13 protein-coding genes are annotated in these 14,258 nt (G+C 75.3%); 3 read left to right on the top strand and 10 right to left on the bottom strand.

What is annotated here, in order from left to right; translation table 11 throughout:
- The first annotated feature begins 266 nt into the window (after positions 1–266).
- On the top strand, positions 267–1,667 hold the full coding sequence (locus PUR61_RS40950) for an amidase (protein ID WP_329885038.1): 1,401 nt from the start codon (positions 267–269) through the stop codon (positions 1,665–1,667).
- A gap of 103 nt (positions 1,668–1,770) precedes the next feature.
- Here the strand turns inward: PUR61_RS40950 and PUR61_RS40955 are convergent, their stop codons facing one another.
- The 5 genes from PUR61_RS40955 to PUR61_RS40975 all read right to left on the bottom strand — a co-directional run bounded on the left by PUR61_RS40955 (position 1,771) and on the right by PUR61_RS40975 (position 7,752).
- Entirely contained in the window at positions 1,771–3,852 is a 2,082-nt protein-coding gene (locus PUR61_RS40955; RefSeq protein ID WP_329885039.1) for an FUSC family protein, read from the bottom strand.
- A 162-nt stretch (positions 3,853–4,014) separates the two neighbouring features.
- Complete coding sequence (locus PUR61_RS40960; protein ID WP_329885040.1) at positions 4,015–5,367, bottom strand: MFS transporter; 1,353 nt, start codon at positions 5,365–5,367, stop codon at positions 4,015–4,017.
- Positions 5,364–6,128 carry an ArsR/SmtB family transcription factor gene (locus PUR61_RS40965; protein WP_329885041.1) on the bottom strand — a complete coding sequence of 255 codons (765 nt, stop codon included), beginning with the start codon at positions 6,126–6,128 and terminating at the stop codon, positions 5,364–5,366. Before PUR61_RS40965 ends, PUR61_RS40960 begins: the two co-directional genes overlap by 4 nt.
- A 134-nt stretch (positions 6,129–6,262) precedes the next feature.
- On the bottom strand, positions 6,263–6,682 hold the full coding sequence (locus tag PUR61_RS40970) for a MerR family transcriptional regulator (protein WP_329885042.1): 420 nt from the start codon (positions 6,680–6,682) through the stop codon (positions 6,263–6,265).
- Positions 6,683–6,711: 29 nt separating this feature from the next.
- Positions 6,712–7,752 carry an MDR family NADP-dependent oxidoreductase gene (locus PUR61_RS40975; RefSeq protein WP_329885043.1) on the bottom strand — a complete coding sequence of 347 codons (1,041 nt, stop codon included), beginning with the start codon at positions 7,750–7,752 and terminating at the stop codon, positions 6,712–6,714.
- Positions 7,753–8,091: 339 nt separating this feature from the next.
- Between PUR61_RS40975 and PUR61_RS40980 the strand changes: the two genes are divergently transcribed.
- Positions 8,092–8,835, top strand: coding sequence for a PIG-L deacetylase family protein (locus PUR61_RS40980; RefSeq protein ID WP_329885044.1), 744 nt, complete (start codon positions 8,092–8,094; stop codon positions 8,833–8,835).
- A 266-nt stretch (positions 8,836–9,101) separates the two neighbouring features.
- Here PUR61_RS40980 and PUR61_RS40985 read toward each other — a convergent pair whose 3' ends face one another.
- The 3 genes from PUR61_RS40985 to PUR61_RS40995 form a co-directional block, all read right to left on the bottom strand.
- Entirely contained in the window at positions 9,102–9,857 is a 756-nt protein-coding gene (locus PUR61_RS40985; protein ID WP_329885045.1) for a DedA family protein, read from the bottom strand.
- A gap of 47 nt (positions 9,858–9,904) precedes the next feature.
- Positions 9,905–10,099 carry a DUF1918 domain-containing protein gene (locus PUR61_RS40990; protein ID WP_329885046.1) on the bottom strand — a complete coding sequence of 65 codons (195 nt, stop codon included), beginning with the start codon at positions 10,097–10,099 and terminating at the stop codon, positions 9,905–9,907.
- A gap of 208 nt (positions 10,100–10,307) precedes the next feature.
- Entirely contained in the window at positions 10,308–10,985 is a 678-nt protein-coding gene (locus PUR61_RS40995; RefSeq protein WP_329885047.1) for a TetR/AcrR family transcriptional regulator, read from the bottom strand.
- Between the two features lie 258 nt (positions 10,986–11,243).
- Here PUR61_RS40995 and PUR61_RS41000 point away from each other — a divergent pair, with 258 nt between their 5' ends.
- Positions 11,244–11,639, top strand: a complete 396-nt coding sequence (locus PUR61_RS41000) for an STAS domain-containing protein (protein ID WP_329885048.1) — start codon at positions 11,244–11,246, stop codon at positions 11,637–11,639.
- Positions 11,640–11,766: 127 nt separating this feature from the next.
- Here the strand turns inward: PUR61_RS41000 and PUR61_RS41005 are convergent, their stop codons facing one another.
- A complete protein-coding gene (locus PUR61_RS41005; protein ID WP_329885049.1) occupies positions 11,767–12,744 on the bottom strand; it encodes a hypothetical protein in 978 nt (325 codons plus the stop codon).
- 124 nt (positions 12,745–12,868) lie between these two features.
- Positions 12,869–13,741: a class A beta-lactamase gene (gene bla / locus PUR61_RS41010; RefSeq protein ID WP_329885069.1), complete on the bottom strand. Its 873-nt coding sequence runs from the start codon at positions 13,739–13,741 to the stop codon at positions 12,869–12,871.
- Between the last annotated feature and the right edge of the window lie 517 nt (positions 13,742–14,258).

Raw genomic sequence — 14,258 nt, forward strand, 5'->3', positions numbered from 1 at the left:
GGGCGGCGCCGGCTGTCGGTCCTGGGCAGTCGGAGGGCCGAACGGGTGGTGCGGCGCGATCGTGCCCGGAGCGGATCTCCGGTCGGCCGCCGCGAAGCCGCCCCGCCCTTCGGGCTTCTCCCCCCGTCTGCCCCGGCTGTCGCTCGTGACACCCCCTGTGGGGCACCCCCGTGGGACACCTCTCGTGGGGGTGTCCCACGGGGCCCGCCAGCCCTAGACTGCTCAGCTCGCGCGGTATTACCGACTGGTAGGGATGGGGAGTCCGGATGGCCGACGACCGGGTGCACGCGTTCGGGGACGACGCGCTGGGCGAGCACGACGCGGTGGCGCTGGCGGCGCTGGTACGGGCCGGCGAGGTCAGTCCGGCGGAGCTGGCGGCCGCTGCTGCCGCGCGCGCCGAGCGGATCGACGCGGCCCTCGCGCCGGTCGCGTTCGCCTCGTACGAACGGCCGCACACGGCGGCCGGCGCCGACCGGGACGCGCCGCTCCACGGCGTGCCCAGCTACCTCAAGGACAACGTCGACCTGCGCGGCATGCCCACCGGCCAGGGCAGTTCGGCGTTCCGGGCCAAGCCCGCCCGCCGCACCGCCGGCTTCGCCGAGCAGTTCCTGAGCACCGGCCTGTCGGTGCTGGGCAAGACCCGGCTGCCGGAGTTCGGCCTCAACGCCTCGACCGAGTTCGCCGAGGCCCGCCCGGTGCGCAACCCGTGGAGGCCCTCGCACTCCCCGGGCGCCTCCTCCGGCGGCTCGGCCGCCCTGGTCGCCGCCGGCGTCGTCCCGATCGCGCACGCCAACGACGGCGGCGGCTCGATCCGGATCCCGGCGGCCTGCTGCGGCCTGGTCGGGCTCAAGCCCACACGCGGCCGGATGGTCGCCAACGGTCAGGGCCGCCTGCTGCCGATCGACCTGATCACCGACGGCGTGCTGACCCGCTCGGTCCGCGACACCGCCGCCTTCCTCGCCGCCGCCGAACGCCACCACCGCAACCCCGCACTGCCCCCGCTCGGCCTGGTCGAGGGGCCGGGCGACCGTCCGCTGCGCGTCGGCCTGGTCGTCGACTCCCCGCTCGCCGTCACCGACGGGCCGACCCGGGCGGCGGTCGAGGAGACGGCCGCCCGGCTGGCGTCGATGGGCCACGAGGTCACCCCGGCCACCCTGCCGTTCGGCGAGGAGTTCTCCCGCGACTTCACCATGTACTGGGGGTACATCGCCTTCCTGATCGCGACCACCGGCAAGCTGGCGCTCGACCCGAGCTTCCAGGCGCGCAAGCTGGACGGCCTCACCACCGGGCTCCGGCGCAGCTTCCACCGCCAGTTCACGCGGACCCCGGGCGTGCTGCGCCGCCTCCGCCGGGCCGAGCAGGCGTACACGGCGATGTTCGACGCGTACGACGTGGTCCTCTCGCCGGTGCTGGCGCACGTCGCACCGCCGATCGGGCACCTGAGCCCGAACGTGGCGTTCGACGAGCTGATGGCCCGGCTGGTCCGGTACGTCGCGTTCACGCCGGTCAACAACGTCACCGGCGGCCCGGGGCTCGCGCTGCCGGCCGGGGCCACCGCCGACGGCTTGCCGATCGGGGTGCACCTGTCGGCGGCGCACGGCGGGGAGCGGGTCCTGCTGGAGCTGGGGTTCGCGCTGGAGGCGGACCGGCCGTGGCGGCGGATCTAGGACGGCGGGGGGCACCGGGAGCGGCAGGCCGCGCGGGTGGGGCTGGACTGAGCGGGCCCGGTCCGGGGCGGGCGCGGGCGGGCGCCGGGGGCGGGCGGGAGTGTCAGCGCAGCACGGGAGAGGCGATCGCGCGGGCCGCCAGGACCTCGCGGCGCAGCGGGCCGAGCACGTCGTCCGTATCCTGCGGCGCCGCGTCCTCGGGCGGCCCGGACGATCCGGGAGGCTCGGACCTGTCGGCCGGACCGGTGCTCCCGGGCAGCGCGGTGCCGGTCCGCAGGGCGGTGGCGAGCGCGTCCAGGTCGCGGGTGATCGCGCCGACCCCGGCCGACGGCGGCGCCGGTTCGCCGTGCTCGACCCGGACCCGGGTCGCGGTGGTGGCCTCCACGACCCGCTCCACGGCGATCACCAGCGGCCACCAGGCCGCCGCCCGCGTCGCCGTGGGCGGCGGTTCGGTGAGCGCGCGCTGGAACTCGGAGCGCACCGCCGAGAGGTCCCGGTAGAGCCGCCGCCGGTGGCGCAGCCGGGACGTCTGGTCCCGGCCGGGCCCGGCGGCGAACGCCATCGCCACGTATGCGGCGGTGTCCCCGACCGCGTCGGCCAGCCGGTCGCCGATCCGGGTGTGCCAGGACTCGGGCCAGCACAGGTAGCCCGCCACCAGGACGATCGCGCAGCCGATCAGCGAGTCGTACAGCCTGGGCAGGACCAGCCGGAAGCCCTGGTGGTTCAGCAGGTCGGAGAGGAGCAGGATCACCGGGGTGATGGCCGCCGTCTGGAACGCGTAGCCCTTCGCGGAGACGGCCGGGACCAGCGTCGCCAACAGCGCCATGGTGGGCACGTCCCACCAGCCGATGGGCACCTCGGCGAGTACCGGGGCGGCGATCAGGAGCCCGGCGGCGGTACCGAGCGCGCGGAGCACGGCCCGCGAGAACACCGAGCCGAAGTCGGGTTTGAGGACGAAGGTGACGGTCAGCGCGACCCAGTACGAGCGCGGTACGGGCAGAACCGAGACCACCGCCTGGGCGAGGCCGATGCAGAGGGCCAGCCGCAGCCCGTACCGCCAGGACGCACCGGAGAGCAGGGCCGCCCGGGCCGTGCGCCGGAGTCGGACCCGCGGGCCGGCCGGCCGGCCGAGCGGGTCGGGTGGGTGGACCGCGTCGGACGGGTCGGGCGCGGGGGGTGCGGCGTGGTGCGGTCCGTGCGGGGTGGAGCGGTGCGGGCCGCGCGGGTCGGGCACGGGTTCGGCGACGACGGCCGCCGCGTACCGGAGCGCCTGGTCGAGGGCCCGCTCCGACGGCCCGGTCGGCGGTGGCAGACCGAGGTCGGCCGGCACGGCGGCGGAGCCCTGTCCGATCGCGTCGGCCAGGGTCAGGACCGCCGCCGGGTACGCCTCCGGAAGCGGTCCGAGCCGGGTCGGGCGGAGCTTGGCGGCGGAGGCCGCCTCCACGATCGGGATCACCGCGTTGAGCCGCGCGACCAGCCGGGCCAGCCCGGGGGAGCGGCCGTGCCGGCGGGTGCGGTGGGCGAGCAGCAGGTCGTACGAGCCGTTGAGCGACTGGGTGACGGCCTGCCGCCGCTCGTCGTGCGCCGGTGTGCCGGCGGCGCGCAGGAAGCCGGCGACGGTCCGGTACGTGCCGGCCACGGCCTCCCGCTCCGGCACGCCGCCGCGCAGCGGCCAGGCGAACAGCGTGAGGACCAGCACCACCAGCCCGCCGAGACTCAGCAGCAGCGGGGCCTTCCACCAGGGCTGCGGCATCGGCAGGCCGGCCCCGACGACCGCGTTGAGCAGGAGCAGCAGCCCGGAGACGGAGGCGACCGCGCCGATCGAGGAGATCATCCCGGAGACCAGCGCGACCACGGTCAGCACCACGACCGCCGGCCAGCCCTCGCCGTACACCAGGGTGCCGAGCGTCACCCCGACCGCGCCGAAGAGCTGCGGCACGGCGATGTTGAAGACCCGCATCCGGTAGGCGTCGGCGGTGTCGCCGATGACGGCGGACAGCGCGCCCATCGAGACCAGCGCGCCGTACTCGGGCCGGTCGGTCGCGAAGCCGACAGCGAGCGGGGCGGAGAGCGCGACCGAGGCGCGGGCCACCGCCGCCCAGGGCACGGGTGCGGGGTGCGGGCGCAGTCCCGCGGTCAGCCAGCTGGGAGGGGTGAGCCGGGCGGCCCTGGTGCGCCGTGCCATGGAGCCAACCTACGGCCCGTCGGCGGACGGGGCCCGGTGGGCGTGACCGGGGCCTGTGGTCCGGCCCGGCGTCCGGCCCGGCCTCCGGCCTGTCCCCCGGCCCGGCGCCCGGCCTGTGGTCCGGCCCGGCGTCCGGCCCCGGCCGGTGGGTGGGACGAACGGTCAGTTCGCCGTACGGGTGGGCCGGGCGGGCGGGGCCGGGTGCGCGGGCCGGCCGGGTTCCTCGGCGGCCCCGACCGCGGCCCCCGGCCGTGCGGTCGCCCCGTCGGCGGTCCGGCGCCCGGTGGGGAGGTCGCGGACGCGGCCGACGGGTGACAGGAGCAGGATCAGCGCCGCCAGGGGCACCCCGGCCGTGGCGATCCACATCGCCGGGCGCAGCCCGAGGGTGGTGCCGAGGACGCCGGCGAGGACGGCGCCGAGCGGGATGGTGCCGAAGTTGAGGACGGCGGTGCTGGCGGTGAGCCGGCCGAGCAGCTCGGGCGGGCAGTAACTCTGTTGGAAGCCGGACTTGATGACGTTCCCGGCCACCACCCCGGCCGAGACGCTGAACCCGCCCACGGCGTAGCAGAGGACGCCCGCGCCGCCGCTGGTGAGGGGGATGAGCAGGGCGAGCACGGGCAGGCCGAGTTCGAAGAGGACCATCGCCCGGGCGGTGCCCGTCCGGGCGGCGACCCGGCGGGCGGCGAACGCCCCGGCGACGCCCCCGCTCCCGGCAGCGGCGACGAGGCCGCCCACCGTGCCGGCGTCGAGCCCGACCTCGCGCACCAGGAAGGCCACCTGGATCGACTGGTACCCCATCAGCGCCAGATTGGAGGAGGCGCCGAACAGGGCCAGGGCGCGCAGCCAGCGGTCCCCGGCGAGCAGCCGCAGTCCCACGGCGACCTCGCGGCCGAGCGCGCGGTCGGTGGCCCGCGCCGCCGGCGTCTCGCGGTGCCGGATCCGGCCCAGGCAGAGCAGCGAGACGAGGAAGGTCGCGGCGTTGGCGAGCATGCCGTTGGCGGCGCCCGCCAGCTGGGCGATCAGGCCGCCGGAGCCCAGGCCGACGATCTGCGCGGCGGAGGCGCTGCCGTGGAGCTTCGCGTTGCCCTCGGGTTGGTCCTCGGGGGCGAGCAGGTCGGGCAGGTAGGCGGTGTAGGCGGTCTGGAAGAAGACGGCCGCGGTGCCGGTGAGCAACGCGACGGCGAGCAGCAGGCCGGTGCTCAGCAGGTCGAACCACCCGGCGACCGGGACGGCCGCGAACAGGAGCAGCGAGACGGCCGCGGCGGTCAGCATGACGGGGCGGCGCGGTAACCGGTCGACCCAGACCCCGGCCGGCAGGCCGATCACCAGCCAGGGCGCCCAGGCGGCCGCGCTGAGCAGGCCGATCTCGAAGGTGGAGGCGTGCAGTTCGGTGACGGCGATCAGCGGCATGGCCACGCCGGTCACCGAGGCACCGAACTTGCCCGCGGTCTCGCCGCACCAGAGCAGCCGGAAGTCGCGGTGCCGGCGGAGGAGTCCGCCGCGGGCGCCGCTCATCGGGTTTCCTCCTGCCCGTCGCGCGGGCCGTCCTCGGCGCCGGCAGGTCCGAGGGCGGTCGGTCCGGCGGCGGTCGGTCCGGCGGCAGCTCCGGCGCCGACGGCCTCGTGCGGACGGCGGGGGAAGGACTGGAGCTGGACGACGACGGGCAGCGCCTCCGGGTCGGGTGCGGCGTCCGGGTCGGGGGCGTACCGTTCGACGACGGCGGCCAACTCCTCGTTGAGCGACTTGAGTCGGGCCGGATCGAGGCGCAGGTGGCTCCAGTCGGAGATGCTGCCGACGTTGCGCCACTCGTCCGGCCAGTCCTCGGAGATGTACTCGTCGACCCGGTCGAAGAGGCGCCGGACCACCCCCTGGAGGTAGACGGAGAGCGGGCCGTGGCTCTCCGGGTCGTCGCGGAAGTCGGCGGTGTCGAGCCGGTTGGGGACGGGGACCCGCCGCCACCACCGTTCGCGCTTGGTGCCGCGGCCGGTCTCCTCCTCGATGAACCCGTGCTCGGCGAGGTGGCGCAGGTGCCAGCTGACCGTCCCGGTGTTCTCGCCGAGCCGCTCGGCGAGCAGGGTGGCGGTGGCGGGGCCGTCGAGGTTCAGCAGCTCGAAGATCCGCATCCGCAGCGGGTGGGCCAGTCCGCGCAGGCTGCGGGCGTCGAGGCGGCGGTGCGGGCGCGGGGCCGCAGGGGCTGAGGGGGTTGCCGCGGGTCGTGACGGGGCCGGGGGACGGGCATCGGGGGAGCCGGGATCGCCGGGCTGCTCGGGGGGCATGCCGGAATCCTAAGGTGCAGAGACTTCTCTGCATAGAGGTGTCTGCAGAGAAGTCTCTGTAAGTTGAGCGGACGCTCCGGGCGGGCCCTGGGACGGGGCCCGGCGATCACCCCCCGGCGCCCCGTCCGCCGCCGCTACGCTGCGCCGTCCGCCTCCTGACCCGGCGTCGGCTCAGCCGCGCCGCGCGTCCTCGCATGCCGGGCCAGGCTGTCGCGCAGCCGGGTCAGGCGGCGGATCTCGGCGTCCAGCGCGGCCAGCCGCTGCTGCACCACCGGGGTGAAGGTGTCCGGCTCGCGGTCGCCGGTCGACGGGCAGCCGCGCGGCGGGTCCTCGGTGAGCAGGGCAAGCCGGTGAGCCTTGCGGGCCACGTCCTCGACGGTCAGGCCGAGCGCCAGCAGCTCGCGGATCACCCGCACCCGGGCCACCTCCTCCGGCCCGTACCTCCGCTGGCCGGACGCCGTCCGCGCGGGCGGCGGCAGCAGCCCCCGCTGTTCGTAGAACCGCAGGGCCCTGGGCGTCGTGCCCGCCGCCGCCGCGGCGTCACCGATCCTCATGCGCGTCCGTCCTCCCGCTCACGCCATGGCTACACTTCGACGATCGTCGCGCCGAAGATGCCGTCACCGTCGATCAGTCGGGGCAACGCCGACGGCGCCTGTTCGATGCCCGACACGACCGTGGTGGGCACGACGAGTTCGCCGGCCCGCAGCCATCCCCCCAGCCGCTGCCGCCACTCCGCCTCCAGGTCCGGGTGCTGCAGCCCGGCGAACCCGCGCACGGTGACGCCCTGGGACAGCAGACGGAAGCTGTCGACCACGGCCGGCGAGCTGCCGCCGCGGCGGTCCGGCGCCATCTGCCCGGAGAGCGCCCCGACCAGCGCGAACCGCGCCCCCGGCCGGGCCGCGTCGACGGCGGCCGTGAGCTGCTCGCCGCCGACCAGGTCGAGCAGCACGTCGATCCCCTCCGGTGCGGCCGCCGCCAACTGTTCGGCGAACGGCCCGGCGCCGCGGACCAGGACGGCGTCGTAGCCGAGCTCCTCGGTCAGACGCTTCGCCTTGGCGGCCGAACCGGTGGTGCCGATCACCCGTGCCGCCCCCAGCAGCCGGGCCACCTGCCCCGCCACCGTGCCGACCGCTCCCGCCGCGCCCGTGACCAGCACGACGTCCCCCGCGCGGACCTCGGCCGAGCGGGTCAGCGCGCCGTACCCGGCGGACGCGGGGGAGAGCAGCGCGAGCGGGTCCGGGACGGCGCCGTCCACACGGGTGAACGAGGCCGCGTCGCCCACCGCGTGGTCCCGCCAGCCCTGGAGGTGGGTGACCAGGTCGCCCGGGCGGAGCGCCCCGTCCGCCGGCCGGTCCGGGCCCACGGCCAGGACCTCGGCCAGCGCCGGACCGAACAACGCCTGACCCGGCCCTATCGACGGCAGCGGAGTGTCCGTCAGCTCGCCGCCGATCAGGGTGCGCAGGCCGGGGAAGACCAGGAAGGCCCGGTTGCGCACCAGCACCTGGCCGGGGCCGGGGGCGGCCAGCGGCGTCTCGGCCAGCGCGAAGTGCTCGGGGCGGGGGAGGCCGGAGGGCGCGGCGACGAGCCGGACCTCGCGTGCGGTGGTGGGCAGGGGGAGGGACATGGCGGACTCCGAAACGGGAGGGCGCGCGGCGGTCGGTCCGCCGCGGAGATGCGGGGACGGTAACCCCTGACGCGCGGGTCAGGGGCAAGGCCGTCGTGCCGTCCCTCTCCGTCGCGTCGTCCTCGACACCGGTGACGGCCTCGTCCGCTGTCGCTCCGTCACCGGCCGTCCTGTCACCGGCCGTCCTGTCACCGGCCGTCCGTGCGCCGCCACTCCGTGGAGGCCGTCATCGCCCACCGGGCGGTCCGATGATCTTCTAGAGTCGCCTCCGGTGCGACCGTACGACCGCACCGGACGCATCCCTGCGCACACCTGCACCACGGAGAGGCAGCACCCACCATGAGCGAGCAGCAGGCACCCGAGCCCTTCGAGCCCGTCGTCGAGGACTGGCAGACCGCCCTGGTCGTCGTCGCCCACCCCGACGACATGGAGTACGGCGGCGCCGCCGCCGTCGCCCGCTGGACGGCGCAGGGCAAGAAGGTCGTCTACGTCATGGTCACCAGCGGCGAGGCCGGGATCGACACCCTGGAGCCCGAACGGTGCGGCCCGCTGCGCGAGGCCGAGCAGATCGCCTCCGCCGCCCTGGTCGGCGTCGACACCGTCGAGTTCCTCGGCCACCCGGACGGCGTGATCGAGTACGGGGTGCCGCTGCGCCGCGACATCGCCCGCGCCGTCCGCCGCCACCGCCCCGACATCGTCATCACCAGCAACTTCCGCGAGACGTACGGCGGCGTCTTCCTCAACCAGGCCGACCACATCGCCGTCGGCCGGGCCACCCTGGACGGGGTGCGGGACGCGGGCAACCGGTGGGTCTTCCGTGAGCTGACCGCCGAGGGCCACGAGCCCTGGGAGGGCGTCCGCCAGGTCTGGGCGGTGGCCTCCCCGGACTCGCGGCACGCGGTCGACACCACCGACCACTTCGACGACGGCGTCGCCTCGCTGGAGGCGCACAAGGCGTACCTGGCCGGGCTGGGCGGCGCGATGGCCGACGCGCGCGGATTCCTGGAGAGTCTCGGGCGGTCGGCCGGCACCCGGCTGGGCACCCGGTTCGCCGTCCCGTTCGAGGTCTTCCCGCTGCGTTAGGCGGACGGAAGGGCGAGCAGCGGTATCCCTCCTTCCTCAGGAGGAATACCGCTGCCGGCGGGTCGGGCGGATACGGGGGCGTCCTCTCCGGAATCCTCGATATCGGACCCCCGGATTCCCCGGCCGCCGGATTTCCCGACCCCCGAACATTTCGCTTTCGGAGCGGCATTCGGTCGGATCAGGGCCGGGCGAGTCCGAACGAGACCGAATCGGCCGAACCGGGACGGGAAGGCCGGCCGGGACCGGTCGCGCCGCGGAGTGGCAGGTCATTCCTCCGAGTGTCCGGGGTGTGCGGAGCCGTCGCCGACATCGCCCCCGCCGTCGCCGTCACCGCTCTGCCCCCGGCGACCCCGTCGACGGAGCAGCCGGTGCAGCACGAGCGCGGCGACGAGCAGGCCGAACCCGGCCAGCAGCCAGAGCTGGTACCGCACCGCCGTCCGGTACACCGCCCCGATGTTGGCGCCGGCCAGGTAGCCGAAGGCGGACCAGACGCCCACCCAGAGCGCGGCCCCCAGGACGTTGAACGGCTGGAACCGGCGCCACGGCATCCCGGTGGTGCCGGCGATGATGCCGTTGGTCTGCCGCAGCCCGTCGATGAACCGGGCGACCGTGACCACCTTGCCGCCGTGCCGCGCGAAGAAGCCGTCCGCCCGCGCCATCCGCGCCGGTGTGAGCAGCACGTACGGTCCCCACCGGTGGACGAAGGCGCGTCCGCCGGTGGCGCCGATCAGATGACCCAGGCTGTTGCCGACCACCGCCGCGGCGAAGGCGATCGCCACCACGGCGGCGAGGCTCAGGTGCCCGGTGCCGGCGTAGACGGAGGCCAGTACGAGGATGGTCTGGCCCGGCGCCGGGATTCCGCAGTTGTCGAGCAGTACGAAGAGCGCCACCGCCGGGTAGCCGTACTGCTCCAGCAGCGGTGCGAGAGCCGCGAGCGGCCCGGGCAACGCCGGGTCGGCCGTCGCGAGGGCGGTGGTGGTCGCCGCCCCGGTGAGCGGTGCGGGAGGGAACGCGAACGGCACGACTCACCGCCCCGGGCCGCTGCGGCGCGGGGCGGCGGCCGCTGGGATCAGTGGATCGCCTTGCGGGGTTCGATGTTGCAGTCGGGGCCGGGGTAGATCAGGCCGGTGTGACCGTCCTCGAAGCGGACCATGTACGGCGGCTGGCCGTCCTGACCGCGCACTTCGACGATCTCGCCCTTCTGGTCGACCATACCCACCGCTCGGCTGTGGACGTGGAGCTGGTCACCTACCGCTGCGTGCATGGTCTTGCTCCTCGGGTAGCGGTGGCCGCACGGGCGGCCGTTCTGCCTTCCACTGTGCTGCGGGGGTGGCCCGCCCGCAACGGCGCACCGCGGCCCGGGGTCGTCTCCGGGGCCGACGCCGGGGCCGCTTCCGGGCGCCGACGCAGGGAGACGCTGCCGGGAGGTGCCCCCGGTCTCCGCCGGCGGGTCCGGCCCGGAGACCGGCCGCTCAGCGCGGGCCGAGGTGTTCGGCGAGGTAGCAGCGGACCAGCCGCTTGCACTCGGCGATCAACGCCGGATCGCCCTCCGGGTCGCCGCGGAAGGCCAGCTTGAGCACCGCGTCCGCCGCCTCCAGCGCCACGCGCAGTCCGAGCGTCAGTGCCGCCGGGTCGGTCGTGGCGAACAGCTCGCCACCGAGCGCCTGGAGGCGCAGCGCGACGGCGCCGTTGTTGTCCAGCTCGGCGTCCAGTAGATGCCGGTCGTCGTGGACGCCGGTCGGCCCCGCCGCCCCGGCCAGCCCGAAGTCCACCTGGCCGAAGCCCGGCACGCTCCGCTTCATCGCGACGAACTCCTCGACCGCCAGGTCGGTGAACCCGGCCGTCCCGGTGGGCGTCCCGGACCGCAGCCGGGTGTCGAGGCGGTGCAGGTAGTGGTCGAGGTTCCGGCCGGCCAGCGCGGCCAGCAGGTCCTCCTTGCCCGCGAAGAACTGGTAGAGCGTGCCGATCGGCACCTGGGCCCGCTGGGCCACCTCCTTGGTGGTGAGCGCGGCGGCACCGGCCTCGTCGAGCAGGGCGGCGCAGGCGTCGAGAATCCGCTCGTACCGTTCCTGGCTGCGCTGCTGCACCGGCCGCCGCCGGCCGGCACCGGTCCGCCCGGGGGCCTGGTGACTCCTCGTGTCCGCGCTCATGGGGCCACTGTGCCGCATCCGGCGCACGTCGGGCCAATCACCCGCGCGGACGTGGGGCGTGCGCCCGGAGCCCTGTTCGGCCGCCCGTCTTCGCGCCGGTACCGCCCCCTCCCGCTCCCCTCCCGGCGCCGCCCGCCGCCGTTCCGTCACCGCCGGCCGCCGTTCCGCCACCGCCCCGCCGCCGTCGGGGTGGCCGGTCCGGGGGCGGCGGAGGGATGATCGGAGACGTACCGCTTCCCCTGCCGGAAGGAAGCCCGGATGTCCGGCCCGACCGCCTCTCACCCCGACGCCGGGGGCGCGGGTGGCGCGCGCCTGAGGGTCACCACCAGCGAGCACGCCGTCAAGACGCTTGTCTGCCGGATCGAGGGCGAGGTGGACCACGAGAGCCGGCACGTGCTCGACGAGTCGCTGTCGAGCGCTGTGGCGGCCGGTCCGGTGCTGCTGGTCGTCGACCTCGCCCCGCTCACCTTCGTCGACTCCGCCTGCCTCAACGCGCTCCTCCGGATCCGCCAGGAGGCCGAGGAGGCGGGGACCAGACTCGTCCTCGCCGGGCCCGGCCCGCAGATGCAACGGCTGTTGGCGGTCACCGGCACCGACGAGGTGTTCACCGTCTGGCCCAGCGTGCACGCGGTGCCCGGACTCGGCGCGCCGTAGGGCCGACCTTCACGGCGGGCGCCCCCGTGCGCCCGGCGCCCCGCGTGCCCGTGCCTGTCCGGGCGCGCGCTGTGGGGACCCGGCCGGTGTCGGTTTCGGTGCCGGTGCCCGTGGCCGTGCCGGCCGGTCAGGCCGCCGGATACTGGTCCGGCGGGTGGATCGAGGAGAGCAGCGCGATGAAGCGCTCGGAGCCGCTGATGACGCCCGGCTGGTTGCTGCCGGGAGGGGCGGGTTCGACGGTCACCGTCTCGATCTCGCCTTCGTGCACCCACAGGATGTCCGGGGACAACCGGTGCTCGGCGGAGGCGCCGTCCCAGTTCTGCCGGATCACCATCGAGAAGGCGATCAGCTGGATACGGAGGTCGGTGCCGTCCACGGCCTGGAGGAAGAGGAACTCCTCGTGGGGGACCATGGCGAGGACGCCGAGGGGCGCGGGCCGGGCCAGCAGCTCGGGCGCGCGCAGGACGTGGGTGCAGGTGAAGCCGCTCTCACCCTCCACGGACACCATGGGGTTCGGCTTGCCGTCGTCGTCGAGGTCGACCGGGTGGGTGCGCAGGTTCCCCAGAGCGGCGTCCCACACCTCCTCCGCGCCGAGGTTCCAGGACTCGAACTGGGCCGGGGGCACCGCGGCCGACAGGTTGTCGGCGAAGCGCAGCACGAGGACGGCCGCCAGGTCGCCGGTGAGGGAGAGCGCCAACCCGTGGTGGTCGCCGACCGTGTCGGCGCGGACCAGCCTGGGCATGAGCAGGTGGCGCACCTCGTCGAAGCCCGCCCGGTAGAGGGCTTCGCGGCGGTCGCGTAGGGAGAGCTGCCCGTTGAGGTAGTCGACGGTGGCGCTGCGCCACTGGTCGTGGGGCAGGTCGCTGACGAGCCGGGCGATCTCGGCGAGGTCGAGCGCGATGCCCGGTTCGTCGGCTGCGCCGAGCCGCAGGTGCTGCCGGTCGCCGAAGTTCATCGGCGGACCGGAGTCGCTGCCGTCGAGGAAGATGTCGGCCAGTACGTCCTGGAACGCCTGCCACTCGGCCGGGCCGAGCCAGGAACACCAAGGAGGCACAGGGGAGTTACCGAGGTCGCCGGACTTCTTGGCCCGTCGGAACAGAGGCATGCCGCACAGCGTAGAGGGCTTCGCCGCCGTGCGGGAGTGCGCAGACGTACCGGTTCGGGTGCGGCTTCCGGGGCCCGGAGTGACGCACACTCCGGTCGTGGCGAGAAAGGCATGTGACGCTCCGTCAGGTCGAGTTCGCCCGTGGACTCCGGAGGGCTTCCGCCAGCACGGCGGCGGCCCGCGCGACCAGCGGTTCGTCCGCCGGCGCGGCGGCGTCCCACCTGGTGGACAGGACGGCCAGGACGACGTGCGCCCCGTCCGGGGTCCGGGCGACGCCGACGTCGTTGGTGGTGCCGTAGGCGCCGGTGCCGGTCTTGTCCGCGAGGGACCAGCCCTCGGGGAGTCCGGCGCGGAGGCGGGCGGCGCCGGTGGTGTTGGCGCGCAGCCACGCGGTCAACTGCCGCCGGTCCTGCGGGGGGAGGGCGTTCCCGAGCACCAGCTCCCGGTGGCTGCGTCCGATGGCGGCCGGGCTGGTGGTGTCCGTCGACCGTCCCGGTTCGGCGGAGTTCAGCTCGGGCTCCCACCGGTCGAGCCGCGTCACGCCGTCGCCGAGGGACCGGGCGAAGCGGGTGATCGCCGAAGGTCCGCCGAGCTCGCGGAGCAGGAGGTTGTCGGCGGCGTTGTCGCTGTGGGTGATGGCGGCGGCGCACAGCTCCGCGACGGTCATGCCGTTCGCGAGGTGCTCGGCCCTGCCCGTGATCGGAGCGTACCCGGCGTTCGTGACGTCCTTCGCGGTGTACCGGATCCGCCGGGCGAGGAACTCGCCGTCCCGGTCGAGGTCCCTGAGGATCGCGGCGGCGGTGAGCGTCTTGTGCACCGAGCAGATCGGGAAGAGCTCGTCGGCCCGGTAGGCGACGATCCTGCCGGTGACGGTGTCCTGCGCGAACACGCCCAGGCGGGCGTCGTGCTGCCGTTCGAGGTCGGCCAGCCTCCTGATCGCCGCGTCGCCGCTCGGCCGGCCGCCGCCCGAGGCGTGGGCCGCCCCGCCCGCCGGCATCGCCGCCGTGAGCGCCGCGCCCGCACCGAGGGCCAGCACTGAGCGACGGCCCGGGCGTCCCGCGAAGGTCTCCACGACCGTGTCCTCTCTCTCTTCGGTGACCGTTCCTCGGAGCGGACGGACGTCTCCGCGGTCGGACCGGTTCGTCCACCTCCCGCCCCTTCTACCCCACCCGGCCGGACGTCCACCCCCGACGTCGCCGGCCGCCCGTCGGACGCGTCTGGCGGTTCGTCCACAGACCACGAACATGAGTACCCCTCATGAGCACGTAGACGACCCGTGGTCCTCGACGCAAAGCCGGGCGGTGCCGGGATCGGGCCCCCGGGGCTGACGTCCCATCGAATGGCGCACGATCACATGACGACCGTTCGCCGACGATGCGACTCTCGCCGAGGATGGGAAGGCCGAAGGGCATCCCGTGCCCCGTGCCCCGGGCGCCGGAGCACGCCGGGCAGAGGTGCGGCCGAGGCCGGGGGTCTGGGTGCGTGGCTGCCCGGACCAGCGGCTTCCCTGCCTG

Origin of the sequence: Streptomyces sp. BE20, assembly GCF_036322525.1 — a bacterium.
GTDB lineage: Bacteria > Actinomycetota > Actinomycetes > Streptomycetales > Streptomycetaceae > Kitasatospora.

Excerpts from the sequence above, each read along its gene's own strand:
- PUR61_RS40950 (WP_329885038.1), top strand. The coding sequence starts at position 267 with ATGGCCGACGACCGGGTGCACGCGTTCGGGGACGACGCGCTGGGCGAG.
- PUR61_RS40955 (WP_329885039.1), bottom strand. The coding sequence starts at position 3,852 with ATGGCACGGCGCACCAGGGCCGCCCGGCTCACCCCTCCCAGCTGGCTG.
- PUR61_RS40960 (WP_329885040.1), bottom strand. The coding sequence starts at position 5,367 with ATGAGCGGCGCCCGCGGCGGACTCCTCCGCCGGCACCGCGACTTCCGG.
- PUR61_RS40965 (WP_329885041.1), bottom strand. The coding sequence starts at position 6,128 with ATGCCCCCCGAGCAGCCCGGCGATCCCGGCTCCCCCGATGCCCGTCCC.
- PUR61_RS40970 (WP_329885042.1), bottom strand. The coding sequence starts at position 6,682 with ATGAGGATCGGTGACGCCGCGGCGGCGGCGGGCACGACGCCCAGGGCC.
- PUR61_RS40975 (WP_329885043.1), bottom strand. The coding sequence starts at position 7,752 with ATGTCCCTCCCCCTGCCCACCACCGCACGCGAGGTCCGGCTCGTCGCC.
- PUR61_RS40980 (WP_329885044.1), top strand. The coding sequence starts at position 8,092 with ATGAGCGAGCAGCAGGCACCCGAGCCCTTCGAGCCCGTCGTCGAGGAC.
- PUR61_RS40990 (WP_329885046.1), bottom strand. The coding sequence starts at position 10,099 with ATGCACGCAGCGGTAGGTGACCAGCTCCACGTCCACAGCCGAGCGGTG.
- PUR61_RS40995 (WP_329885047.1), bottom strand. The coding sequence starts at position 10,985 with ATGAGCGCGGACACGAGGAGTCACCAGGCCCCCGGGCGGACCGGTGCC.
- PUR61_RS41000 (WP_329885048.1), top strand. The coding sequence starts at position 11,244 with ATGTCCGGCCCGACCGCCTCTCACCCCGACGCCGGGGGCGCGGGTGGC.
- PUR61_RS41005 (WP_329885049.1), bottom strand. The coding sequence starts at position 12,744 with ATGCCTCTGTTCCGACGGGCCAAGAAGTCCGGCGACCTCGGTAACTCC.
- bla (WP_329885069.1), bottom strand. The coding sequence starts at position 13,741 with ATGCCGGCGGGCGGGGCGGCCCACGCCTCGGGCGGCGGCCGGCCGAGC.